The sequence below is a fragment of the Streptococcus sp. FSL R7-0248 genome (assembly GCF_037967965.1).
Lineage (GTDB): Bacteria > Bacillota > Bacilli > Lactobacillales > Streptococcaceae > Streptococcus.
This window is the reverse complement of the sequence record NZ_CP150201.1, coordinates 185,155-208,158: the sequence shown is the minus strand read 5'-3', so window position 1 is coordinate 208,158 and position 23,004 is coordinate 185,155. Positions and strand designations below refer to the sequence as shown.

24 protein-coding genes are annotated in these 23,004 nt (G+C 41.4%); 6 read left to right on the top strand and 18 right to left on the bottom strand.

All coding sequences use genetic code 11. From position 1 onward, the window contains the following. Positions 1-62: 62 nt before the first annotated feature. From pepC to leuS, 12 genes are all read right to left on the bottom strand, one after another. A complete protein-coding gene (pepC, locus tag NYE32_RS01095; protein WP_339157057.1) occupies positions 63-1,400 on the bottom strand; it encodes an aminopeptidase C in 1,338 nt (445 codons plus the stop codon). Between the two features lie 101 nt (positions 1,401-1,501). Next, the gene (locus NYE32_RS01090) at positions 1,502-1,945 is read right to left on the bottom strand and encodes a DUF805 domain-containing protein (RefSeq protein WP_339157056.1); all 444 of its coding nucleotides are present in this window, start codon (positions 1,943-1,945) and stop codon (positions 1,502-1,504) included. Positions 1,946-1,960: 15 nt separating this feature from the next. Continuing rightward, positions 1,961-2,782 (bottom strand): ammonia-dependent NAD(+) synthetase, encoded by an 822-nt coding sequence (gene nadE, locus NYE32_RS01085; protein ID WP_339157055.1) that lies wholly within the window; start codon positions 2,780-2,782, stop codon positions 1,961-1,963. An 11-nt stretch (positions 2,783-2,793) separates the two neighbouring features. Beyond that, positions 2,794-4,248 (bottom strand): nicotinate phosphoribosyltransferase, encoded by a 1,455-nt coding sequence (locus tag NYE32_RS01080; RefSeq protein ID WP_073689388.1) that lies wholly within the window; start codon positions 4,246-4,248, stop codon positions 2,794-2,796. A gap of 183 nt (positions 4,249-4,431) precedes the next feature. Further along, positions 4,432-5,733: an FtsX-like permease family protein gene (locus tag NYE32_RS01075; protein ID WP_339157054.1), complete on the bottom strand. Its 1,302-nt coding sequence runs from the start codon at positions 5,731-5,733 to the stop codon at positions 4,432-4,434. After that, positions 5,702-6,385 (bottom strand): ABC transporter ATP-binding protein, encoded by a 684-nt coding sequence (locus NYE32_RS01070; RefSeq protein WP_201709549.1) that lies wholly within the window; start codon positions 6,383-6,385, stop codon positions 5,702-5,704. The genes NYE32_RS01075 and NYE32_RS01070 overlap by 32 nt, the downstream gene beginning before the upstream one ends. Positions 6,386-6,596: 211 nt before the next feature. Further along, positions 6,597-7,307 carry a MerR family transcriptional regulator gene (locus NYE32_RS01065; RefSeq protein ID WP_195968960.1) on the bottom strand — a complete coding sequence of 237 codons (711 nt, stop codon included), beginning with the start codon at positions 7,305-7,307 and terminating at the stop codon, positions 6,597-6,599. Positions 7,308-7,388: 81 nt separating this feature from the next. Beyond that, the gene (locus tag NYE32_RS01060) at positions 7,389-7,820 is read right to left on the bottom strand and encodes a DUF3021 domain-containing protein (protein WP_037598941.1); all 432 of its coding nucleotides are present in this window, start codon (positions 7,818-7,820) and stop codon (positions 7,389-7,391) included. 9 nt (positions 7,821-7,829) lie between these two features. Then, on the bottom strand, positions 7,830-8,285 hold the full coding sequence (locus NYE32_RS01055; RefSeq protein WP_002886486.1) for a LytTR family DNA-binding domain-containing protein: 456 nt from the start codon (positions 8,283-8,285) through the stop codon (positions 7,830-7,832). Positions 8,286-8,303: 18 nt separating this feature from the next. Beyond that, on the bottom strand, positions 8,304-9,146 hold the full coding sequence (locus NYE32_RS01050) for an ABC transporter permease (protein WP_037598940.1): 843 nt from the start codon (positions 9,144-9,146) through the stop codon (positions 8,304-8,306). After that, positions 9,146-10,012 (bottom strand): ABC transporter ATP-binding protein, encoded by an 867-nt coding sequence (locus tag NYE32_RS01045; protein ID WP_037598939.1) that lies wholly within the window; start codon positions 10,010-10,012, stop codon positions 9,146-9,148. The genes NYE32_RS01050 and NYE32_RS01045 overlap by 1 nt, the downstream gene beginning before the upstream one ends. Positions 10,013-10,260: 248 nt before the next feature. Continuing rightward, on the bottom strand, positions 10,261-12,762 hold the full coding sequence (gene leuS / locus NYE32_RS01040) for a leucine--tRNA ligase (protein WP_156685186.1): 2,502 nt from the start codon (positions 12,760-12,762) through the stop codon (positions 10,261-10,263). A gap of 172 nt (positions 12,763-12,934) precedes the next feature. Between leuS and NYE32_RS01035 the strand changes: the two genes are divergently transcribed. Beyond that, on the top strand, positions 12,935-13,702 hold the full coding sequence (locus NYE32_RS01035; protein ID WP_156685185.1) for a DeoR/GlpR family DNA-binding transcription regulator: 768 nt from the start codon (positions 12,935-12,937) through the stop codon (positions 13,700-13,702). Continuing rightward, a complete protein-coding gene (locus tag NYE32_RS01030) occupies positions 13,695-14,504 on the top strand; it encodes a Cof-type HAD-IIB family hydrolase (protein WP_155213048.1) in 810 nt (269 codons plus the stop codon). The genes NYE32_RS01035 and NYE32_RS01030 overlap by 8 nt, the downstream gene beginning before the upstream one ends. Positions 14,505-14,635: 131 nt before the next feature. Here NYE32_RS01030 and NYE32_RS01025 read toward each other — a convergent pair whose 3' ends face one another. The 5 genes from NYE32_RS01025 to pbp2a all read right to left on the bottom strand — a co-directional run bounded on the left by NYE32_RS01025 (position 14,636) and on the right by pbp2a (position 18,703). Then, the gene (locus NYE32_RS01025; RefSeq protein ID WP_155213049.1) at positions 14,636-15,124 is read right to left on the bottom strand and encodes a phosphatase PAP2 family protein; all 489 of its coding nucleotides are present in this window, start codon (positions 15,122-15,124) and stop codon (positions 14,636-14,638) included. A 125-nt stretch (positions 15,125-15,249) separates the two neighbouring features. Next, positions 15,250-15,789, bottom strand: a complete 540-nt coding sequence (nusG, locus tag NYE32_RS01020) for a transcription termination/antitermination protein NusG (RefSeq protein ID WP_002883644.1) — start codon at positions 15,787-15,789, stop codon at positions 15,250-15,252. Between the two features lie 200 nt (positions 15,790-15,989). Further along, positions 15,990-16,166: a preprotein translocase subunit SecE gene (gene secE / locus NYE32_RS01015; protein ID WP_002883656.1), complete on the bottom strand. Its 177-nt coding sequence runs from the start codon at positions 16,164-16,166 to the stop codon at positions 15,990-15,992. Positions 16,167-16,174: 8 nt separating this feature from the next. After that, a complete protein-coding gene (gene rpmG, locus NYE32_RS01010; RefSeq protein WP_081051369.1) occupies positions 16,175-16,327 on the bottom strand; it encodes a 50S ribosomal protein L33 in 153 nt (50 codons plus the stop codon). Between the two features lie 48 nt (positions 16,328-16,375). Further along, positions 16,376-18,703 carry a penicillin-binding protein PBP2A gene (gene pbp2a, locus NYE32_RS01005; RefSeq protein ID WP_156685184.1) on the bottom strand — a complete coding sequence of 776 codons (2,328 nt, stop codon included), beginning with the start codon at positions 18,701-18,703 and terminating at the stop codon, positions 16,376-16,378. Between the two features lie 65 nt (positions 18,704-18,768). Here pbp2a and NYE32_RS01000 point away from each other — a divergent pair, with 65 nt between their 5' ends. The 4 genes from NYE32_RS01000 to NYE32_RS00985 all read left to right on the top strand — a co-directional run bounded on the left by NYE32_RS01000 (position 18,769) and on the right by NYE32_RS00985 (position 21,266). Then, entirely contained in the window at positions 18,769-19,638 is an 870-nt protein-coding gene (locus NYE32_RS01000) for an RluA family pseudouridine synthase (protein ID WP_156685183.1), read from the top strand. Between the two features lie 184 nt (positions 19,639-19,822). After that, positions 19,823-20,155, top strand: coding sequence for a TM2 domain-containing protein (locus NYE32_RS00995; RefSeq protein ID WP_002889819.1), 333 nt, complete (start codon positions 19,823-19,825; stop codon positions 20,153-20,155). Then, positions 20,155-20,460 (top strand): DUF2752 domain-containing protein, encoded by a 306-nt coding sequence (locus NYE32_RS00990; protein WP_003098092.1) that lies wholly within the window; start codon positions 20,155-20,157, stop codon positions 20,458-20,460. Before NYE32_RS00995 ends, NYE32_RS00990 begins: the two co-directional genes overlap by 1 nt. A 101-nt stretch (positions 20,461-20,561) precedes the next feature. Next, positions 20,562-21,266, top strand: coding sequence for a superinfection immunity protein (locus tag NYE32_RS00985; RefSeq protein WP_037598933.1), 705 nt, complete (start codon positions 20,562-20,564; stop codon positions 21,264-21,266). Between the two features lie 83 nt (positions 21,267-21,349). On the opposite strand, the gene groL is transcribed toward NYE32_RS00985, so the two are convergent. Then, positions 21,350-22,969, bottom strand: a complete 1,620-nt coding sequence (groL, locus tag NYE32_RS00980) for a chaperonin GroEL (RefSeq protein WP_339157053.1) — start codon at positions 22,967-22,969, stop codon at positions 21,350-21,352. Positions 22,970-23,004 lie beyond the last annotated feature (35 nt).

Genomic DNA, 23,004 nt, shown 5'->3' with positions numbered 1-23,004 from the left:
TAAATTTTAAAGAAACTACGAAAAACCACTGGAATCATTTCCCAGTGGTTTCATTTATTGTCTTATTTTGAAGCAAGGGCTCCCATTGGGTCCCAAGGAGCAAGTACTTGTGGCTCTGCTTCATAGGCTGCTAATTCTTCAGCTGTAAGGAAGTCTTTACGGACAACGATTTGATAAGTATATTCATCCATCCAGGCATCAGAAGCGACAAAGTAACCTTTTTGTCCGACCTTGTCTCCCCAAGAGTTTTCAACCTTCCATTTAACAGGTTTGCCATCAGCATCCAAATCAACCCCAGTCAAAACCATGGCATGAGTCATGAGAGATTCACTGTAATCCAAACGTCCTGCCTTGTCTTGAGTCAAGTTAATATCCATGCTAGCTGTAAAGTCATAAACATTAGTTGCAAGAATACCTTTTTGACGGTCTGAAACTTGACCAACATCTGAACCAAACCAAACAGTTTCTCCAGACTTCATCTGTGCAATAGCAAGCTCTTTGAAACGGTCCATTGGGAGGTTGATATAACGAACACTTGGTGCACCTACAACATTACCTAACATCTCAACAGTATAAGATTTTCCGTAAGGTTTATCAGTTGTTGGAGCGTTGATAACTGACACATAGTCGCTAAGTTTGAGACCCACATATTTTTCAAAGAATGCTTGTGGTGTGATATTTTTCTCAGATTGATAGTTGTCATCCTTATCTCGGTAGGCAAAATCAAACTGACGTGGTGGTAAACCAAGAGTCATGGCAAGATAATTGAAAATTTCTTGAAGAAGTTCTTCCTTCTTGGCCTGAACAGCAGCTTGATCAGCACCTCCAGCAATCAAATCACGCAAGATTTGAGCATCTTGACGAAGAAGCTTATTGAGGTATTGATTAAGCTCACGACTATTGCTTGAAGCTACAGATTCTGGATAAACTGATTTTGGTACAACACCGTATTTTTCAAAAAGTGATACGACCATATCCCATTGTCCACCATCTTGTTGAGGGGTATCCAAAAGGAATTTAACCTTACGACTGCCAATCTCTTGATCTGCTGTAGCAATGATTTGTTCCAAGAACCAGTTTGATTTTTCATACTTGTCCCAGAAGAAAGTGTGAGCTTGAGAAAGTTCGAAACTTTCCAATTTAAAGTCTGAGATTAATTTGTGACGGAAAGTATTTAGTGCCGCAAACATCCAGCAACGTCCTGAAGCTTTCTGGTTAGACACCTCATCTTTAGTCAAATCGATTGAGAAAACATGGTCGTTTTCAACTTCTGATTGACGTGTTTCGATGGATTTGAGCAAGCCATTATGAGTTACAGCATTCTCAATAGCACTGTACTTGGCATTGGCCTCATATTCTGCAAATAGTTTATCTGTGAAATCTGTTGATAGTGAAGTCATAAGATTCCTCCTTTTAAGCCTTATTCCTCTCTATTTTATCACTAATTTCTGAAAATTCAATTTAAAAATAACCCTAGGTTTGACCTAGAGTTGCGACAATCTTATTCAACTTTATCAAACTGCGTTTCAGGTGCTGGTTTCGTTGGTTGACAAGACATGATAAGGAGGACAATGCTTCCAATCAATGAGAAGATAGCCAAGACTGGTACAAGCCCTATATAACTTAGAAGTACCCAAGCCGGATGAAAGCCTGCATCTCTTAAACGACGGATTTGTAGAGACAATTGAGGGATAAGTTCAATTAAGCTAAAAAGTATTAGTGGCCAAGCATAGGTAATAATTATTTTTTGCAGTTCAGTCTGATTATTCAACAGAGCTGGATCACTAAGGTCAACATTACTGAAGAAAGGAATAAGAACACAAAAAACAGTAAGAATAGTAATAATAATGACATTAACCAAGTAAGCCCACCAGTAGTCTGGACGAGTCGAACGTCCGCTAAAGTCAAAGGCATGTTTCCAAAAGTCAATATAAGCTTTAATCATAAATCAATTCTCCTCTTATTTCCAAAAATCGTCAAAAATAGTGATTGGCAAGTGACGTTTATGTTGACCTTTACGCCACCAATTCTCAATAGTTTCCTGGGCTTTGGCTGATACTTCCTTGCCTTCAAGGTAATCATCAATTTCACGGTAGGTCACTCCAAGTGCCACTTCATCAGCGATTCCTGGTTTATCCTCTTCCAAGTCAGCTGTTGGCACTTTTTCATAAAGGGCCTTGTCCGCACCAAGTTCTGCAAGAAGGGCTGCACCTTGACGCTTGTTTAGACGAAAGAGCGGCAAAATATCCGCACCACCATCGCCAAATTTTGTGAAGAAGCCAGTAAGGTTTTCAGCGGCGTGGTCTGTCCCGATAACTGCCCCACTATTTTCACCCGCAACCGCGTATTGGGTAATCATACGTTGACGGGCCTTGATATTCCCCTTGTTAAAGTCAGAAACGGTTACGCCTGCCTTGGCAAGTTCCGCAACCTGACCATCTACAGCTTCTTTGATATTAACCACAAGACTCACATCTGGCTTAATAAAAGCAAGAGCACGTTGGGCATCATCTTCATCTGCTTGGACACCATATGGCAATCGAATGGCGATAAACTGATAGTCTTTTCCTGTCTCTGCACGGAGCTCTTCAACCGCAAGTTGTGCTAGACGGCCAGCCAATGTAGAATCTTGACCTCCTGAGATTCCCAAAACATATGTTTTAAGGAATGGATGTTTGAGCATGTAGGCCTTCAAAAAATCAACGGATTTTCGAATTTCTTCCTTTGGATCAATGCTAGGTTTAACGCCTAGTTGAGCAATAATAGTTTCTTGCAAAGTCATAATGTCTCCTTTTACTCTGGCAAGTTATGGGCTTTCTTTCGTACATTGTCAATAAGGGTCATCTTGTTATCCCATACGTCTTTGGCCAAGTCAACTGGATAATCTTGAGGGTTAAGCACGCGCTTATACTCATTCCAAAGTTCGTCCAATTCCTTAGTCGCATAGGCCTTGATTTCATCAAGACTTGGTAACTCATAGATGAGTTGCCCCTTGTCGTAGATTGGGACCAAGAGTGGCACTGCATCAAAATCACGAACAGTCTTATTAATGTAGGTGTATGTTGGGTGGAACATATTAATTTCTTCTAGAGCGTTAACATCCGTGTCTGCGAAAGTGATATAGTCACCTTCTGATTTGCCCTTAGCACGACTTGTAATACGCCAGACTTGCTTCTTACCTGGTGTCGAAACCTTCTCAGCATTGTTGGACAATTTGATAGTATCATGCATGACTCCTTGATCATCTTCCATTGAGACAATCTTGTAGACAGCACCCAAGGCTGGTTGATCATAGGCAGTGATAAGCTTAGTACCCACTCCCCAGACATCAATTTTGGCCTTTTGCATCTTCAAGTTGAGTATGGTATTTTCATCAAGGTCATTTGAAGCATAAATTTTGGCATCAGGGAAACCGGCAGCATCCAACTGCTTACGGACCTGCTTCGATAGATAAGCCAAGTCACCTGAATCAAGACGAACACCCAAGAAATTGATTTTATCACCTAGCTCTTTAGCTACACGAATAGCATTCGGAACACCAATTTTGAGAGTGTCATAGGTATCTACAAGGAATACACAGTCCTTATGAGTTGATGCATAGGCTTTGAAGGCATCGTAATCATTGCCATATGCCTGAACAAGAGCATGAGCGTGAGTACCAGAAACTGGAATGCCGAAAATCTTACCGGCACGAACATTTGATGTCGCATCCGCACCACCAATCACAGCTGCACGGGTACCCCAGATTGCTGCATCCATCTCTTGTGCACGACGTGTCCCAAACTCCAATAAAGGAGCATCTTCAATGACAGAGCGAATGCGAGCTGCCTTGGTAGCAATAAGAATCTGGTAATTGAGGATATTTAGTAAGGCAGTCTCTACTAACTGACACTGGGCCAAGGGACCTTCCACTTGGAAAATCGGTTCATTAGCAAATACCAAATCACCCTCAAGGGCCGAATTGATAGTCAACTCGAGTTTTAGGTTGGCTAGATAGTCTAGAAAATCCTCAGGATAGCCTAACTCTTTTAGATAAGCAATATCAGTTTCTGAGAAAGTCAGATTTTCAAGATAGTTGACAATACGTTCTAGACCTGCGAATACAGCAAAGCCATTTTTAAACGGAAGTTGACGGAAATAAACTTCGAAAACGGCCTTTTTATTGTGAATACCTTGGTTGAAGTAGACTTGCATCATATTGATTTGATACAAGTCAGTGTGCAAGGTTAAACTGTCATCTTTATACATGGAATTCCTCCAATCGAATAGGTACTTATTTTTTGTTACTAATAGCTTGTATATGTTGACTATTATAGCATTTTTGGGCAATTGTCTCCACTTTTCAGAAAGTTAATTATTGTTTGGATTTTCCGATTATTCTAATGGTTGTTTTGACAAAAAAGAGTAGCCTGGTGAGACTACTCTTCATTTCTATTCATATCTTAGGGACTCGACAGGGTCCATTTTACTTATTTTACGGGCTGGAAGGTAGGCTGATACATAGCCCATCAAGAGCGAGAAGCCAAACATGATGAAAATTGATGTCAGATTTAGATCAAATACCTTGCTGACACTTGGGTAGAGATGTGAAACAATCATGTTGGCCAAGCTTCCAATCCCCTGTGATACAAGGAGGGCAAGAGCCAGTGAGATACCCGTAATCCAGAGCGCCTCATAAACAAAGATAGCTTTCACGTCACGATTAAGGTAACCGACAGCCTTCATGACACCAATCTCTTTTGAGCGTTGCATGATATTAATATAGATGATAATTCCAATCATGACAGCTGAAACTAGGATAGCTTGTGACGAAAGGATAATCAAGAGTGCTTGGATAACACGGATGAATTTAATAATGACATCGAGGATGGCCTGCTGTGAAAGAACCAGGTACTTCTTGTTTTTCTGTAACTTTTTAGTGACTTCCTTAGTCTTGGCTGGATTCTTAAGCTCCAAAAGCATGTAAGAGACTGTTTTAGTGAAGCCATTTTCTTTGAGCAACTCTTCCAATTGTTTGGCTGGCATATAGCTATTGCTCTCTTCAGCATCCTCGCTGTCATCAACAATACGGACAATCTTAGTCTTGATATCCGCTACTTTAGTTCCCTCAGCAGTATTTTCAACAATCTGAGCTGAGATTTCTTTGCCGATAAAGTCTTTAGCCTTGAGCTTCTTCCCTGTTTCTTCATTGTAATGTTTGACAAAACTCATCGGAAGGGTTAAACCCTTTTCATCTACGGATTTAAAAGGCTTCCCGGCTGAAATCTTATCCTTACCATTGCGAGATGTAGATATTTTTGTGTTCTTGTAGAGACTGATAACCTGAGAATAGTTAGGAAGGTCCTTGCTGAAATCCATGGTCTTACCATCAAGGGTAAGACTTGCCATGTTCATTCCAAAGGGGCTCTCCAAATATTTAATGTCATCACTCTTAATCTGACTACGAATAAACTTCTCATCATCTGCATTTAGAACCCCTCTGGCTGCTGATTTAGCACTAAGACTAATCTGAATTTGAGATGGAATGTTACCACCATCGGTACTGTCATTAATCATACCAACGATAGCATTTCCCAAACCAAAGGAAATTAAAACACCGATAAAACCAATGGAAGTTGCCGTCGCAATCAAAAGATTACGCCACTTACGTTCCATAAAGTTACTCAATGACAATTTAAGTTTATTCTTGAGGGTCAATCCCTTATTTTTCGATTGTTTCAACGACTTCACCATCCTTCATTTTAATGACAACATCCGCATAATCCGCCACTTCAGGGTTATGGGTTACGATAATCACAGTTTTACCTGCCTCGGCTAGCTCTTTAAAAATTTCGAGAACATTTTCCTGAGACTGAGAATCAAGAGAACCAGTCGGTTCATCAGCCACAATCATTTCTGGATTATTAACTAGGGCACGGGCAATGGCCACACGTTGTTTTTGCCCACCAGAAAGCTGCTTAACATTTTTCTTGATAAATTCTCCGATTCCAAGACGGCTGAGCTCCTTTTCCGCAATCTCGATCATCTCTTTATCAGTCATATTTTTAACGTAAAGAGGCATCTTCACATTTTCAAGGACTGATTGATGAGGGATAAGATTGAAATTTTGAAAGACAAAGCCAATATGGGCCTTTCTAAAATAGGTCAGGTCACGCTCTGAAAAATCACGTATGTTCTGATTCTTGAAATACAGATTTCCCTGATACTGACTATCCAAGCCGCTAATAATACTGAGCAGACTGGTCTTACCACAGCCAGATGGACCGTAGATAGCAGTGATCTTTGCTGGTGCAATCTCAAGTGTAACATCGTTCAAAGCGCGCTCTTGGTTCGTACCGTCGAGATTATAGTACTTTGAGATGTGGTCGATGGTTAAAATGGACATGATTTCCTCCGTAAATTTGATTTAGATTAGAATTTGATTAACTTTACTCCGCTTATCTGCAAGAAAATTTCAAGCAAAATAGCAGAAACACTTAACCAATCGCCTTCTAAAACGATACATTAATTATAAACATTAAATGATTATAAAAATAGTGACATAAATGTCACTATGGCATGAAAAAAGCCAAAGTCCCTAAGACTTTGGCTTTAGTTTATTGACAATAAATACGAATAGCTTCTGCGAGAAAGGCGGCAGTACCCGATCCTCCGACTTTATCGATAAAACTAGAAAAGCGATTATCTGTTTGATACATCTGACCTAGACCAGCTAATACCGTTTGGTCACATGGATAAAAATGCTGACTAATATAATCTTGTAACGCCTTTACTTGCTCCTGAACACTATCATCACCAGGATTATACTCCTTGAGCTGTCCAAAGGTAGACATGATTGCAGTCATCTCCTTTGTAACTTCAGGGAAGGACTCCTCTTCCTTAGCCGCAAAAGCTTGATAAGCTTCTGTCTGACCCCATCTAGCCTGAGCTTCTTCCTGAAAGGCTTTTACAGCTTTTTGATCAAATGCTTCAAATGACATTTCTTCTTCCTCCATTTGTAAGGCCTTGGCATGAGCTATGACGGCTTCCAACCGGGACTTTTTCAGCTCTAAGAGCTTAATCTGATTCCTAAGCGCTTGAACTTTGTCATAACCTGGTTGACCTACGATTTCCTTAATTTTTTTGAGAGGAAAGTCTAACTCACGGTAAAGCAATATTTCTTGCAAACGGACAACCGCATCGCGATTATAGTAACGGTAACCATTCTCAGCCACAACTGACGGTTTCAGCAAATCAATTTCATCATAATAATGAAGGGTGCGCACACTGACACCTGATAGTTGGCTCACTTCTTTTACAGATTTCATTAGAACTCCTCTCTGATTAAGAGTATAGGCTATGACGTGGCGTGAGGGTCAAGAGGAAAAAGAGTATTTTTTTGAAGTTTACTATAATTTATTACTTTTCTTTTTCTGGCTTCGACGATGCAGTAAAGCTTGATTAATACGCTGTGTTCTCATATGCATTTGCCAAATGAGATAAAGCCAGATAATAATATAAACGGAAATGAAGACAATCCATATGATAGGATTCAGCACAGCATCAATCCAACCCGCTATTAGACAAGTCACTGTAAGTACAATCGCCGTCAACAAGAAATGCAAGACTACTCTTAATCTGTAGGACATACGGTCAAGCTCTTCCAAAATCCACGAGAGCATTCCCATTAAACCACTCATCATAAAGAGGGCTAAAATATTTCCTACACTAACTTTGGGATAGATAAGCTGCGGAAATAATTGACCAAGTAAAAGGAGTGCAAGGTAAAAGAACGATCCCGTTCTCACGCCGGATACAAAATAAGCAATTAAACGTTTCATTGGTTCCTCCTAGACCCCTAAATAATCCATCAAGGATTTGACATATTTTCGGCTGACACTGGACTTCACTCCACCTGTCATTTTAGCCATCATATTGCCAGAAAAACTATCTGATAGGGACTCCAAATGGTCTATATTCATAACAGCATGACGTGATATCTGTAAAAAACTTCGACGATTGATGCGATGCTGAAAGTTTGTCAGTGTCTCTCTCATCGTATAGGTATTGTTTACGGTATAAATCGTTAACACATTCTTATCAATCTCAGCTAGGATAATGTCATCAATTTTTACCATAACCAAATGATCATCCGTTTTAATAGGAATCACCACTTGATTTACAACTGAAAATTGTTCGAGATAATCCATTACCTCTCGTGCTTGATCAGACAATCGCTCTGCTTGGATGACCACACAGGGATCCTTTGCCGAAATATCTGATTTTTCTTCAAAACGAAGTTTCATTCCTATTCCAACTCTCACTTATTTTTTCTGGCTAGTTCTTTTCACTAAAACAATCCAAAGAATACTTGCTAGAAGAATACCTCCTAACACTATAAGGTAAGTATTTTCCTTTGTCAATAAACCTTGCCAATTGAGCTGAACGCCCATTTTTTCTTGAAACTCTTGAAGAAGGTTATCTTGACCTTTGAAGGTCTCACTTAATGTTTCTTTCATGAGGACTTGTCGATAAAGTGCAGCAATATAAGTTGCTGGAGTACATTTCATTAGTAGTTGTGCAAAATCAGGTAGGACACCTAAAGGTACATAAGTTCCTACCAAAAAACCAGAAGCTGTCCCCACTATGGTCGAAAACTTTCCAAGACTGTCTACGGATTGGAAAAAGTAAACAAAAATGGCATTCACTAAGCTAGAAAGCAGGCTACTAAGCATCATAATGAGAAGAAGTTCGGGTAGTATGGATAACTTTGGCACTTCTCTAAAATAGCCACACATCAGCACATACATAAGGACCTGCATGGCAAAAGAGATGATGATTGCGCTCGTTAGATACGAAAATGGTAACCGCCACTTCCCTTGATCCGATAAATAAATATCCTGATCCACTTGATGTTCACGGTCCTTTACCAACTGAGTTAGGGCAGCCAGACTGGTCGTAATCCCTGTCACAGCTAGCGTCCCACTCATCAACCAATTATTTAACAAAGGACCACTATTGGGGAGCTGAGCCCAAGCATCTGTTAGATTTTTTTGAAGAAAAATAATATAGAGAATAAAGGAAATCAAGGCTCCCAACAAGGAGAAGAAAACTCCTGAACGATTCCTGAAGTACAATAAAAAATTTCGCTTTAGTAAGGCTAGCATTAGCGAACCTCCCTTCCTGTAAGTGCAATAAAGGCATCATCCATGGTCCCTGGACGAAACTCAAAATGGGCTATTCTATCTCTAACTTGTGCCAGGTAATCAATGGCTTCCCTTTCACTCTCAGGTTGAAAAACATACTCCAGTTGACTTTGTTGCTCTACTGACATTCCCGAAGTTTTAAGACTTTCTATCTGCTCTATCTCCTTGAAACGAATCTTCAAGATGTTTTTTGCATACTGGCTCTTAATATCTAATGCCGATCCCTGAGCAATCACTTTCCCATGGTCCACAATATAAATCTGATCAGCTTCATCTGCTTCGTCAAGATAATGCGTGGTCAGTACAACGGTCATTCCCTCTTCTCTCTGCAATTGATAGAGCAAATCCCAAATAGACTTCCGAGTTTGGATATCTAAACCTGTCGTTGGCTCATCTAAGAACAGAATATCTGGTTGTGAGAGTAGAGCACGCGCAATGTCAACCCGACGCTTTTGGCCACCTGAAAGCGTCCCGTATTTTTGTTTTTGGAAAGCTGATAGACCTAATCGATCAATGAGATCTGACACACGATTAGGTTTAAGCCCTTTATACTGTTTAGCACGAATAATCAGATTTTCCCTAACCGTCAGCATCTCATCCAGTACACTAGCTTGAAAAACAACTCCGAGTTTTGTATTTGGTGCATATAGAACCTGACCTTGTGTTGGTTCTTTTAGACCTATTAACATGGAAATAGTTGTTGATTTTCCTGCACCATTGGGACCCAAAATAGCATTAAAACTTCCTTTTTCAAACTGTAACTGAATATCGTCAACAGCCGTGTGATTACCGTACCGTTTTATTAAATGTTTAGCTTGTAAAATCATATTTTTCCCTCCTTCTGACACATTTAGCCTAACAAAAAAGCCGTCGGAAAAACGGCTTTTGAGGATAAGTGGTTGAAATGTCAGGTTAAGTGGTGAGATGGTGGGAATAGAATTATATTTTTCGATTTAAAATCCTCCAGAGCTTAGCTCCGAAGGATTCATTTTTATTTCACGACAATATTAACGAGTTTAGTTGGCTCAAACAGTTTGGGGAACTATTTGAGGTTGCGAATGAGCAACTAAATTGGTTATTTCACGACAATATTAACGAGTTTATTAGGTACCGCAATCACTTTCACAATTTCCTTGCCATCAATCTCTGCTTTGACTTTTTCGTCAGCCAGAGAGACTTCTTGCAATTCTTCGCGTGAAAGATCTTTAGCAACCATGAGTTTAGCACGGACTTTACCTTTGATTTGGACAACGATTTCAATTTCATCTTCAATCAATTTGCTTTCGTCCCATGTTGGCCAAGCTACGTAAGAGATTGACTCACCTGTTGCTACGACTGTTTGCCATAGTTCTTCTGCCAAGTGAGGCGCAAATGGGGCAATCAATTGGATAAAGCCTTTGGCGTAATCCACATAGAGTTTATCTTCCTTGTTAGCAGCATTAACAAAGACCATGAGCTGAGCAATGGCTGTGTTGAATTTCATAGACTCGATTTGCTCAGTAACAGATTTAACAGTTTCGTTATAAACCTTGTCAAGAGCGCCATTGTTTTCCTCAACGATTTCTTTACTTGTAATCAAACGGTAAACACGGTCAAGGAATTTACGGCTTCCTTCCAATCCTTCTTCAGACCAAGCGATTGAAGCATCGAGTGGTCCCATGAACATTTCATAGACACGAAGGGTATCAGCACCGTATTGTTCCACCACATCGTCTGGGTTAACCACGTTCTTGAGGGATTTAGACATCTTGGCTGGTGCTTGCTCCAACTCTTCCCCTGTTTCCACATGGAAGAAGGAACCGTCACGTTTTTCAACCTTGTCAGTTGCCACAAGAGCTCCACGGTGATCACGGTAGCTTGTTCCCAAGATCATTCCTTGGTTAAAGAGTTTTTGGAATGGCTCTTTAGTCGGTACAACACCAAGGTCATAGAGGAATTTGTGCCAGAAACGAGCGTAAAGCAAGTGAAGCACGGCGTGTTCTGCACCACCCACATAGATATCTACTGGCAACCATTGTTTGAGGAGATCCTCGTCAGCCAATTTCTCTGTGTTGTGTGGATCGATATAGCGGAGGTAGTACCAGCTTGAACCTGCCCATTGTGGCATAGTATTAGTCTCACGACGACCTTTGACACCATCCTCACGAGTCACTTCAAGCCAGTCTGTCAAGTTAGCCAATGGGCTTTCACCAGTACCTGAAGGGCGAATGTCCTTGGTTACTGGCAAGACAAGTGGGAGTTCACTTTCTGGAACAGCTGTTGAAGTACCATCTTCCCAATGAATAATTGGGATTGGTTCACCCCAGTAACGTTGACGGCTAAAGAGCCAGTCACGAAGGCGGTAAGTGATTTTTTCTTGACCAAAGCCTTTTTCTTCCAACCAAGCCACGATTTTAGCAATCGCTTCTTCTTTGTTGAGACCGTTCAAGAAGTCAGAGTTGACGTGAAGGCCATCTTCTGTGTAAGCAGCCTCTTCAACGTTTCCACCTTCCAAGACTTCTACGATTGGAAGGTCAAACTGTTTAGCAAATTCCCAGTCACGCTCATCGTGGGCAGGTACGGCCATAACAGCACCTGTTCCGTAGCTAGCAAGAACATAGTCCGCAATCCAGATTGGGATTTCTTTCCCATTGACAGGGTTGACGGCATAAGCACCAGTCCAAACCCCTGTTTTTTCCTTGGCAAGATCTGTACGAGCCAAGTCTGATTTAAGGCTGGCTTGATGTTTGTAATCAGCTACAGCCTCAGCTTGTTCAGGTGTTGTGATGGCATCTACCAAGTCATGTTCAGGCGCCAAAACAGTGAAGGTCGCACCAAAAAGAGTATCTGGACGAGTCGTAAAGACGGTGAATTCCCTGTCAGTACCTTTCACTTTGAAGGTGACATTGGCACCTGTTGATTTCCCAATCCAGTTGCGTTGCATGTCCTTGATAGACTCTGGCCAATCCAAGTCATCCAAGTCGTTGAGCAAGCGCTCAGCATAAGCCGTGATTTTAAGCATCCATTGGCGCATTGGTTTGCGGACAACTGGATAACCGCCACGCTCAGATGTTCCATCTGGAAGGACTTCTTCATTGGCGATAGCTGTTCCTAGTTCCTCAACCCAGTTTACTGGTACTTCCGCTTCATAAGCCAAACCTTTTTCGTAAAGCTTGGTGAAAATCCACTGTGTCCACTTGTAGTAATTTGGATCTGTTGTGTTGACTTCACGGTCCCAGTCGTAAGAGAAGCCAAGTGCGTTGATTTGACGTTTGAAGTTGGCAATATTTTCCGCTGTGAAGTCAGCTGGATCATTACCAGTATCCATAGCGTATTGCTCTGCAGGCAAACCAAAAGCATCCCATCCCATTGGGTGAAGGACATTATAGCCTTGGGCACGTTTGTAACGGCTGAGGATATCTGTTGCAGTATAACCTTCTGGGTGTCCTACGTGCAGACCTGCTCCAGATGGGTAAGGGAACATATCAAGCGCATAAAACTTAGGTTTTGAAGCATCTGTTCCTGTCTTAAACGTGTGATGGTCAGCCCAGTATTTTTGCCACTTGGGCTCGATTTCTTTATGATTGTAAAAACTCATGGTCTCTCTCCAATATTCGTAATGCTTCTATTATAGCATTTTTGAGGGATTTTTAAAGATGGTAAGGGAAGTTTAAGAGACGAATTGACCCTGGTTTAGTTTGCGTTTTTTTGCATTTTTGTTTACAAAAAAGCAAAAAGATGCTATACTAGTATCAGAAAGCAGGTGACTCATGTATCAGGAGCAACGATTAGAGAAAATATTAACACTCCTGGAAGAGAGGGGAAACCTATCTGTCAAGGAAATGGTCGATGAATTAGGAGTTTCCAAAGACACTGTCAGAAGAGATTTCGACTGTCTCAGCCAGAGGAATCTGGCTCAGCGTACCCATGGTGGCATTCTTCCAGTAAAAAATACCACTGTTCTTGGCTTCCAAGAACGTCAGAAAGGACTCACTGAAGACAAGAAAAAAATGGCAGACCTAGCGCTTATCTTGGTCAAAGACCAAGCTCTACTCTTCTTCGATGTCTCTACCCTGATGCTTGAAGTTTCACAAAAATTGACTAAGAAGATCACTGTCTACTCCCACTCTTTGGACAACGCCTTGGTCCTAAGTGGTAAAGAAGGCGTTGACTTCCATCTCTTGGGAGGAAGATTTTACAGTAAAAACCGCTTCTACTATTCGCTTCACGAAGCCCAGCTCTTGCAACATCTACAATTTGACTTAGCCTTCTTTGGAGCGGCTAGTCTCAATCAAGGAGTGGTCAGCTATGAGGACGAGGAGGACGTTGCCGTTAAGCAACTAGCCATGCAGTCTGCCCGAACTAAGATTCTTATCGCTGAATCAGACAAGTATGAAAAACATTCCAAATATATCTTGGGTAAGATTGAAGACTTTGACTACTGGATTACAGATAAGAAACCTGATCCTGATTTGGTCGAAGCCCTTAAAGACAAAGTAACAATTTTATATGATGGAAAGGATAGCGATTATGAGTAATATCCGTTTGATTATCAGTGACATTGATGGCACTATTCTCACTAGTAACCACCAGGTGGATGAGCAACTGATTGAGGTAATGCCAGAGCTTGAAAAGGCAAATATTCCCTTTGTTTTAGCCTCTGCCCGTTCGCCACTAGGGATGCAACCAATTGCTCATAAACTGGGACTTCATGACAATCCCATCGCCTGTTACAATGGCGCCTTAGTACTTGAGGGTAATCGTACTATCATCCAACACCCTGTGGATAAAGCTGAGATTCAAGAACTTCTTGGCTACTTATCCACAGACTACCCAAGCGTCTCTGTGAATATCTACTCTGGCAAGGACTGGATTACCAACGAACTAGACAAATGGTCTCAGTTGGAAGGAAGTATCACGGGTGAATCTCCTATCATTAAGGAACTGCAAGACACAGTCTCAGACTCAGAACCACCTATCCACAAGCTATTGTTGATTGATGAGCCTGAAGTTATTCAGGACCTCCATCAAAAACTCCTAAGCATGGATTTTACACAGACAGCATTCTACTTATCCAAAGATAACTATCTTGAAGTCACAGCCAAACATGTTTCTAAAGAACACGCTCTCATCGAGGTTGCCAAATATTACGACCTTCCTCTTGAACAAGTCATGACAATCGGAGATAACTTCAACGACAGTCCTATGCTGGCTCTAGCTGGCCTGGGAATTGCTATGGGCAATGCACCTGAAGGGGTTAAAGAAACTGCAAACTTAGTAACAACTTCAAATGATGAACATGGTGTGGCTCAAGCTATTACAGAACATGTCCTAAACTAAGCCAATATCTAATGGTGGGAACAGCCTTTAATTGCCAACTCGAATTTTAGAACAAAAGGAAAGGTGCCCCAGAGGTACCTTTCTTTTTTCAACGAAAAAAGCCCTCCTCTTTCAAAGAAGGACTAGATTTTCTATAGGTAAAGAAGAAGACCCACAAGGATTCCAATGACGTAGCCTGCCAAAACATCACTAGGATAGTGAACACCACCTAGCACGCGCAAAAGAGCTAGAGCGCCCGCCAGAAAAAGCATAGCCCCACCTAGCCAGGGGTTAAGCGTCAGCGCCAACATAGCAATAACAGTCGCTGAGAAAACATGCCGGCTGGGAAAGGACTTGCCTAAACTGTCCTTCTTAATAAGGGGTTGGATAGCCCAAGTCTGGTATGGACGCGGTCGATTATAGAGACTACGACCAAGAGACAGAAGGAAAAAGCCTCCCCCCATAATAAGCACTGTCGTAGAGAGAATAAACCAGCCGCCCCTTAGCCAAACCCAAATAAGAAATATAGGAAAAAGTAGGTAAAAAATCCTAGTTATAATTTTGTTCAAGCCTTCTAAAACCTTAGCGTAAGAACGCAAAGGAGTGCTAATCCTATCGTAAAATCGTTTATAATTCATCATCCGTTAGAAAAAAGGGAGTGACACAGAACTAAATTTCAAAAATCTAGCTTCTAGTCTCTCCCCTCAAGTTTAATGAGATAGTCTTCCGAGGTTGAAGTCTCTTATCCCAACCTCTTTTATCTATCTTAAAGTTCAGCGATTTGGTAAAGTTCAAGTTCAGCAGCTGTTTCTGAACCAAACATGTTAATCATGATTTTAACCTTGTTGTTTTCAATTTCTACAACACGGCCTTCTTGACCCATAAAGGCACCATCAATGATTTGAACCACATCACCAACCTTGATATTAGTATCAAAGACATCAACAGTTTGACCCATTGAAATCAAGATTTGACGGATTTCTTCTTCCAAAAGTGGTGTTGGTTTAGAACGGTTACCGTGAGAACCAACGAAACCAGTAACGTTCGGAGTATTACGGACAACGAACCATGCTTCGTCTGTCATTACCATCTCAACAAGAACGTAACCAGGGAAGCGGTTTTCCTCCACTTCTTTAACTTTACCGTTTTTCTCAACATTGACAGTTTGAGTTGGGATTTCAACACGCAAGATATTTTCAAGCATGTTATAAGTTTGGGCACGTTGCAAAAGGTTTTCTTTAACTTTGTTTTCGTATCCTGAATACGTTTGAAGGACGAACCAGCCCTTGTCGAATGAATCTAGCATTTTAGGATTCCTTTCTTTTTTCTAAATGACATTTAAACACCTTTGGCTAGCTATCTTCTAGATTCGAGTGTTAAATGTAAATGAATGCCTATGGTTTAATTCAAAGCGTAATAAAAAAGCCTGATGGCCCTTGTTCTCGCTTTTATCTGCATTTATTATAACAAAAAAGAGCAGGCATTCCCACTCTTTTTGTGTTTTCTTTAGAAAAAGTTAATCAGTGCTGACATAGCGCGACTCAACAATTCATCAAACGCATAGATGATGACAGTGAAGAACGCAGTATACTCAAGAACTGAAATAAAATCATGCCAGCGTTGTTTACGGTCTGGCCAAGTCGTGTCTTTCAAGACTTTGAAAATACTTCCAGTTTGTCTCACGGTGTCTCCTATCTTGTTTCCTTATGCAAGGTGTATTTTTTACAATGTTTACAAAATTTGTTAACTTCTAGTCGTGTTGGTTTGGGAGTGTTACTCACATTAATTGAGTAGTTTCGGCTCCCGCATTCAGCACACGCTAGGCTTGCTTTTTTCTGTGCCATAACGCCTCCGTTCTTTTTATCTTACCACTTTTAGGTGCAATTGACAAGCTATCTAAACAGACCTGAGAAGGAGTCTGTAATCTTATCCCATAGGCTACTTGCCTGATCTTTAACGTCATTCACAACATCTGATGCCTTATCTGTCCATGACTTGTTACTACTATTACGTGAGTCATTTGGATCTGCCGTATAGTCTAGGGTTTGACCATCAGCTGCATAGGCATTTTCAACAGTAAACTCAGTACCTGGTGTATTTGGTAAAACATCCGCAGCGATATAGCTGAAGATCGTCGAAGCTGTTCCCGAGCTGGCTCCTGTTAGGTAGTGACTTTCGTCAGTCTTATCAAAACCAATCCAGGTCGTCATGACCACATCAGGAGTATAACCAATCACCCACTGGTCACTAGTCAAATCCTTGTTGAATTCAGCCTGAACAGTACCTGTCTTACCTGCCATTGTGTAACCCGTGTAGTTGGCATTCACAGCGGAACCATTTGAGAAGGTACCAAGCATCATGCTGGTCATCTGGTTAGCTACTGACTGGCTGACAACACGTTTTGACTTCTTACTATGGGTAGCAATAATGTCTCCACTGGCATTTTCAATTTTAGTGATGAAATAAGCTGTATTCATCTCACCACCATTAGCAAAGGTCGCATAAGCCTGAGCCATTTGAAGAGGACTGGCTGTCACACCACCACCAAGTGAAATTCCAAGTTCTTCCGGAACATTGTCAAAGTTAAGACCAAATTTTTGACCGTAACTAATCCCCTTTTGAATACCGATTTGATTAAAGAGGTAAACTGCTGGGATATTGTAGGAGTTGGCCAAAGCTTGATACATGGGCACATCCTCTGTCTCAACACCACCGTAGTTGGTTGGAGTATAGCCGTTATAGTCGATTGGTTTATTAGGAAGGTCCTTATTGATGCTCCATCCTGAAGCCAGAGCTGGGGCATAGACCACTAAAGGTTTGATGGTCGATCCAGGACTACGCTTTCCTTGAGTTGCATAGTTAAAGTTACGGAAGGTTGTATCACTAGTACCACCCACACGACCTACTAGACCACGTACCGCTCCAGTTATTGGATCAAGTGCCACACTAGCTGACTGAGCTGTACTACCGTCACTTTCTGATGTAGGGAAGAGATAGGTATTTTCGTAGGTTTGTTGCATATTAGCTTGTGAGTTGGCATCCATCTCTGTATAGATTTTGTAACCATTTTTTACGATTTCATCCTCACTCAAGCCATAAGTTTTCGTAGCTTCTTCAATAACAGCATCAAAGTAAGACGGATACTTGTAGTCATCGCCAGTCCCTTGATAGGTATCATCCAGGCGACTAGCCATATCAACTCCTGCGGCACTGTCGGCATCGGCCTGACTCAACTTCTTGTCATCAACCATGTTGGCGAGAACGGTGTTTCGACGGTTGGTCGCATTTTGGATATTATCGATTGGGTTGTAAATTTCAGGTCCCTTAAGCATACCAGCGAGGGTCGCTGCTTCATCAACCGTTAGATTGGCAGCACTTGTCCCGAAGTATTTTTGGCTGGCGTCTTCAACACCCCAAACCCCATTTCCGAAGTAGGCATTATTGAGGTACATAGTAAGGATTTCTTGCTTGCTGTATTTCTTGGTTAATTCCAAAGAGAGGAAGAATTCCTTAGCCTTACGAGTAACAGTCTGTTCTTGAGTCAAGAAGGCATTTTTAGCCAACTGTTGGGTAATGGTTGAACCACCACCAAAGCGCCCCATGGACACAATAGCCAGGAGGAATCGCTTGACGTTAACCCCGCTATTTTTATAGAAGGTACGGTCCTCAGTTGCTATGACAGCATTCTCCAAGCTATCACTAATAGCATCCAGCTCCACATAAGTCCCTTTTTGCCCTGACAAAGAACCAGCTTGATTGCCTTCTTTGTCATAGATAACCGTAGTGGCTTTCAAGGCATCTTGAAGGTCTGAAACATTGGTCGTCTTGGCAATATAGAAAAGGTAGGAACCTACTGTCAGAACCAGCACAGCTAGCATGATAAAGAGAATTTTCCCAATATGATAGCGACGCCAGAAACGGCGAATAGGATTTCTTGGCGAAAGCGTAAACTTGCTCAAGAACGCCTGAACCTTACCTAAGGGTTTGGTGGTATCAATAGGTTTCTTTTGCTTAGAACGTTGATAACGTGACGTCTCCTTACTTTCCTGAGACATATCCAAGTCTTCAACGGCTTGTTCAACCTCATCAGGTTTCTTAGCGAACAATCCCTTTATCTTATCTTGTAAATCCTTCGATTTTCCAGCAGGCTGGGATTCCTTACCCTTTCCGCTAGTTTCTTCTTTAAAAAGTTTGTTTTTTAGATTATCAAAAAATGTCATAACCTTATTATACCAAGTTTTTACAGGTTCTGTCCTCTTTTAAACGTTCATGATATAATGAAACCATGACTTTACACGTAGAAATTATCAATCCTTATCCTGCAACGACTGTCAAAGACTTGCTAGAAACTAAGCTCCTCATTCCTCGTAAGATTCGTCATTTCCTACGCACGAAAAAGCACGTCCTTATCAATGGAGAAGCTATTAATTGGCAGAGTCCTGTTGAAAAAGGCGATAAGATTAGCCTGACCTTTGACCGGGAGGACTACCCTGAAAAAATTATCCCTATGGGAAATGCTAATTTGATAGAGCCTCTCTACGAGGATCAACATCTCATCGTGGTCAATAAGCCTGAAGGAATGAAAACGCATGGTAATGAACCCACAGAAATTGCTCTTCTTAACCATGTTTCGGCCTACTGTGGGCAGACCTGTTACGTCGTTCATCGACTAGACATGGAGACTAGTGGAGCTGTGCTCTTCGCTAAAAATCCGTTTATCCTGCCAATTCTCAATCGACTCTTGGAAGATAAGAATATTCAGCGTCAATACTGGGCATTAGCTGAAGGTAAATTCCAAACCAAGGAGACTGTGTACAATGACAAGATTGGACGCGACCGCCATGATCGTAGAAAACGAGTGGTTGATCCTAGAAAAGGGCAGGTTGCCTATACAACCGTCACACGCCTCAAAGCCTTCAAAGGAGCTAGTCTGGTCAATTGCCAACTAAAAACCGGCCGGACCCACCAAATTCGTGTGCATCTGGCCCACCATGGACATGCCATTCTGGGAGACCCTCTTTATAGTCACCGAACCGCATCTCGACTCATGCTCCACGCCCACACTCTTAGTTTCACCCATCCCTTAACACTCGAAAAAATCACTGTTAAGGCGAGTTCAGACAGTTTTGAACAAGGGTTGAGAAATCACAAATAATAGAAGTAGGCTTATTCTCAAGCATAGTGCGAAAGGATTATCCTAATGATCCTCTAGTTATGACACAGTGGAAGCTTGCAAATAAGTTACTTTTATTGACTTCAAAAACCTTGACCGCCTTGAATCTCCCTTTACAATATGTTATCCTTTACATATCATTTAAAATTTGAGGGGTATTTAATTTATGAATCCAGTCGATCAATGGCTAGCAATTAACGCCAAGTATTTCCCAACAGAACAAGTGCAGTACATCCGCCAACGTCTTGAAGCACTTCCTGAACAACAACTTTCAATGCTTTACTCAATCAGCTTCCAAGATCCTACGATGATGCTTGTCATCTCACTTTTTGGTGGTTCTCTTGGAATCGACCGCTTTATTTTGGGACAAGTTGGTCTTGGTGTTGGTAAACTTTTGACATGTGGTGGATGTGGTATCTGGTCAATCGTTGACTGGTTCCTTATCATGGATGCTACTCGCCAATCAAACGCTCAAAAACTCTTTGCAGTTATTGGCTAATGAAAAACTATTTCACACGCTTGTGGGCCTACCACCAGCGTTTTTTTAGATTATATCTCTTAGTTTTAGTGGCAGTTTATGGAGTCTACCTTTTGCATCTGCCAACACCACTCAGTTTAATCCTAAGACCATTTGGACTTAAGGGCTGGAGCGCAGGCCTAACACGCGCTAGTGTTAGGCTCTTACACCTAGATTGGCAAGGGGCCTGGGACTATAATCCACTGATATACCCTCTAGTGGTCTATATCCTAACCTATTTCTTTCTCTTTCCCATCTTTAGTGATAAGAAGATTATTAGGAAATAAAGCAAACACTCTTATTCGATTCCCATTGCCGTCCCCTTACACTATTGCTATAATTGTAATTATCAACATTTTTATAATCAAGTTATCTGGAGGTTATACACATGAAACAACAAGATTGGATTGATTTTTTCCAAGCAGTTAATGGTCGTAATCCAAGTATTCAAGAAATGGCTGAAGCAGCTCAGAAAGGCGAGTTTGTCCGAGAAACTCCCAAACCAACTGTCGAAATAACAAAACCTGTCCCACAAAAAGAGACTGTAGAAACTGCCGAAAATGATGTTGACAATTATGATGTTGCTGAAGAACCACTAGCTGATACCAACTTAGAGGAACTACAGGATTTACCAAATACTAGCCCCGCGTCAAGTCAGACTAATGCTACCTTCCAACATCCAAATCATAACTTTAACGAGACTTGGACGCAACACGAAAGTAAGTCTCAAACAAACCTCATCATGATAGCCATCGCTTCTATCCCAGTTATCCTCTGGGCTCTTGCAATGATACTCTTTGGAATTGCCAGTGATGAGCTTAGTGGCGGCTTGCTCACGGCTTTTCTCTCCATCATCATTTCTTTACCCTTGGTAGTACTTCAAATATTACCAGCTCTTCTAAATAAAACCGATAAAAAATGGCCAATCTTTATCCTATCCTTTCTTCTAGGATGGACATTCATCGGTTGGGTTATCTTTCTTGTTATTTCTATCAATACGAATAAGGAAGCAGAGCGCATTAGACAGCAACAAATGATGATGCAAATGGCAGGTCAACAAGGAAGTTCTGGTACATTTAACCCTTTTCAGTAATTAACAACAAATAATTGAAAAAAAGAAAACCCAGAAAAAGTTTCTCTACTTTTCCTAGGTTTTTTCTTTTGCTTTTTAAACTCTTAGTAACCCATCATTCCTGGATCCATAGCTGGCGCTGCTGGAGCCTCTGGTTCAGGTTTGTTGGCAACAACTGCTTCAGTTGTCAAGATAAGACTTGCTACTGAAGCGGCATTTTGAAGGGCAGAACGCGTTACCTTAACTGGGTCAATGATTCCTGCTTCAACCATATCTACCCATTCACCATTGGCAGCGTTAAATCCTGTACCAACTGGGCTATTCTTCAATTTATCGATGATAACGGAACCTTCATATCCAGCATTATAGGCAATTTGGCGAACTGGCTCTTCCAAAGCACGGAGTACAATATTACGTCCTGTAGCGTCGTCACCTTCAAAATCAAGTTCAGCAACCTTTGCAATGACGTTAACTAGGGCTGTACCACCACCTGCTACGATACCTTCTTCAACAGCCGCACGGGTAGCATTAAGGGCATCTTCGATACGAAGTTTCATTTCTTTAAGAGCTGTTTCAGTGGCTGCACCGACCTTAACAACTGCAACCCCACCAGACAATTTAGCCAAACGCTCTTGAAGTTTTTCACGGTCAAATTCAGATGTTGTTGTTTCCAATTGAGACTTGATGAGGTTTACACGGTTAGCAATCGCTTCTGCGCTTCCTGCACCTTCAACGATAACTGTGCTATCCTTATCCACAGTTACTTTCGAAGCTTGACCAAGTGCTGCCATCGTTGCATCCTTAAGCTCAAGACCAAGATCCTCAGTAATAACAGTTGCTCCAGTCAATACGGCAATGTCTTCTAACATCGCTTTACGGCGGTCACCAAAGCCAGGTGCCTTAACAGCAACAACATTGAAAGTTCCACGAATCTTGTTAAGAACAAGTGTTGGAAGCGCTTCACCATCCACGTCATCAGCAATAATCAAAAGTGGACGACTGGTCTTAAGCACTTCTTCCAAGAGTGGGAGGACATCTTGAATATTTGAAATTTTCTTGTCAGTCACAAGGATAAATGGATTTTCAAGGTCAGCGACCATTTTTTCATTATCAGTAACCATGTACTGAGAAAGATAACCACGGTCAAACTGCATACCTTCAACCACTTCGAGTTCTGTCTCCATACCACGAGACTCTTCAATAGTGATAACACCGTCATTACCCACACGTTCCATAGCTTCTGAAATGTATTCACCAACTTTTTCAGAACGTGATGAAACCGCTGCGACTTGAGCAATGGCTTCCTTATTGGCAACTGGTTGAGCAATAGCTTTAAGCTCTTCCACAGCTGTAGCCACAGCTACTTCAATCCCACGACGGATACCGATTGGATTAGCACCAGCCGTTACATTTTTTAGACCTTCACGGACAATAGCTTGTGTCAAAACAGTGGCTGTAGTTGTTCCGTCACCAGCAATATCGTTAGTTTTTGAAGCCACTTCGCTGACCAGTTTGGCACCCATATTTTCAAAGTGATCTTCGAGTTCGATTTCTTTAGCAATTGTTACACCATCATTAGTGATAAGAGGTGAGCCAAAAGCTTTTTCCAAAACCACGTTACGACCTTTAGGGCCAAGCGTTACCTTAACTGTATCAGCCAAAGTATCAACACCACGAACCATTGCTGCACGTGCATCTGATGAAAATTTAATATCTTTTGCCATAGTTACTCCTTCTTTATCTTAGTTTATATCTGATT

Excerpts from the sequence above, each read along its gene's own strand:
- pepC (WP_339157057.1), bottom strand. The coding sequence starts at position 1,400 with ATGACTTCACTATCAACAGATTTCACAGATAAACTATTTGCAGAATAT.
- NYE32_RS01090 (WP_339157056.1), bottom strand. The coding sequence starts at position 1,945 with ATGATTAAAGCTTATATTGACTTTTGGAAACATGCCTTTGACTTTAGC.
- nadE (WP_339157055.1), bottom strand. The coding sequence starts at position 2,782 with ATGACTTTGCAAGAAACTATTATTGCTCAACTAGGCGTTAAACCTAGC.
- NYE32_RS01080 (WP_073689388.1), bottom strand. The coding sequence starts at position 4,248 with ATGTATAAAGATGACAGTTTAACCTTGCACACTGACTTGTATCAAATC.
- NYE32_RS01075 (WP_339157054.1), bottom strand. The coding sequence starts at position 5,733 with ATGGTGAAGTCGTTGAAACAATCGAAAAATAAGGGATTGACCCTCAAG.
- NYE32_RS01070 (WP_201709549.1), bottom strand. The coding sequence starts at position 6,385 with ATGTCCATTTTAACCATCGACCACATCTCAAAGTACTATAATCTCGAC.
- NYE32_RS01065 (WP_195968960.1), bottom strand. The coding sequence starts at position 7,307 with ATGAAATCTGTAAAAGAAGTGAGCCAACTATCAGGTGTCAGTGTGCGC.
- NYE32_RS01060 (WP_037598941.1), bottom strand. The coding sequence starts at position 7,820 with ATGAAACGTTTAATTGCTTATTTTGTATCCGGCGTGAGAACGGGATCG.
- NYE32_RS01055 (WP_002886486.1), bottom strand. The coding sequence starts at position 8,285 with ATGAAACTTCGTTTTGAAGAAAAATCAGATATTTCGGCAAAGGATCCC.
- NYE32_RS01050 (WP_037598940.1), bottom strand. The coding sequence starts at position 9,146 with ATGCTAGCCTTACTAAAGCGAAATTTTTTATTGTACTTCAGGAATCGT.
- NYE32_RS01045 (WP_037598939.1), bottom strand. The coding sequence starts at position 10,012 with ATGATTTTACAAGCTAAACATTTAATAAAACGGTACGGTAATCACACG.
- leuS (WP_156685186.1), bottom strand. The coding sequence starts at position 12,762 with ATGAGTTTTTACAATCATAAAGAAATCGAGCCCAAGTGGCAAAAATAC.
- NYE32_RS01035 (WP_156685185.1), top strand. The coding sequence starts at position 12,935 with ATGTATCAGGAGCAACGATTAGAGAAAATATTAACACTCCTGGAAGAG.
- NYE32_RS01030 (WP_155213048.1), top strand. The coding sequence starts at position 13,695 with ATGAGTAATATCCGTTTGATTATCAGTGACATTGATGGCACTATTCTC.
- NYE32_RS01025 (WP_155213049.1), bottom strand. The coding sequence starts at position 15,124 with ATGATGAATTATAAACGATTTTACGATAGGATTAGCACTCCTTTGCGT.
- nusG (WP_002883644.1), bottom strand. The coding sequence starts at position 15,789 with ATGCTAGATTCATTCGACAAGGGCTGGTTCGTCCTTCAAACGTATTCA.
- rpmG (WP_081051369.1), bottom strand. The coding sequence starts at position 16,327 with ATGGCACAGAAAAAAGCAAGCCTAGCGTGTGCTGAATGCGGGAGCCGA.
- pbp2a (WP_156685184.1), bottom strand. The coding sequence starts at position 18,703 with ATGACATTTTTTGATAATCTAAAAAACAAACTTTTTAAAGAAGAAACT.
- NYE32_RS01000 (WP_156685183.1), top strand. The coding sequence starts at position 18,769 with ATGACTTTACACGTAGAAATTATCAATCCTTATCCTGCAACGACTGTC.
- NYE32_RS00995 (WP_002889819.1), top strand. The coding sequence starts at position 19,823 with ATGAATCCAGTCGATCAATGGCTAGCAATTAACGCCAAGTATTTCCCA.
- NYE32_RS00990 (WP_003098092.1), top strand. The coding sequence starts at position 20,155 with ATGAAAAACTATTTCACACGCTTGTGGGCCTACCACCAGCGTTTTTTT.
- NYE32_RS00985 (WP_037598933.1), top strand. The coding sequence starts at position 20,562 with ATGAAACAACAAGATTGGATTGATTTTTTCCAAGCAGTTAATGGTCGT.
- groL (WP_339157053.1), bottom strand. The coding sequence starts at position 22,969 with ATGGCAAAAGATATTAAATTTTCATCAGATGCACGTGCAGCAATGGTT.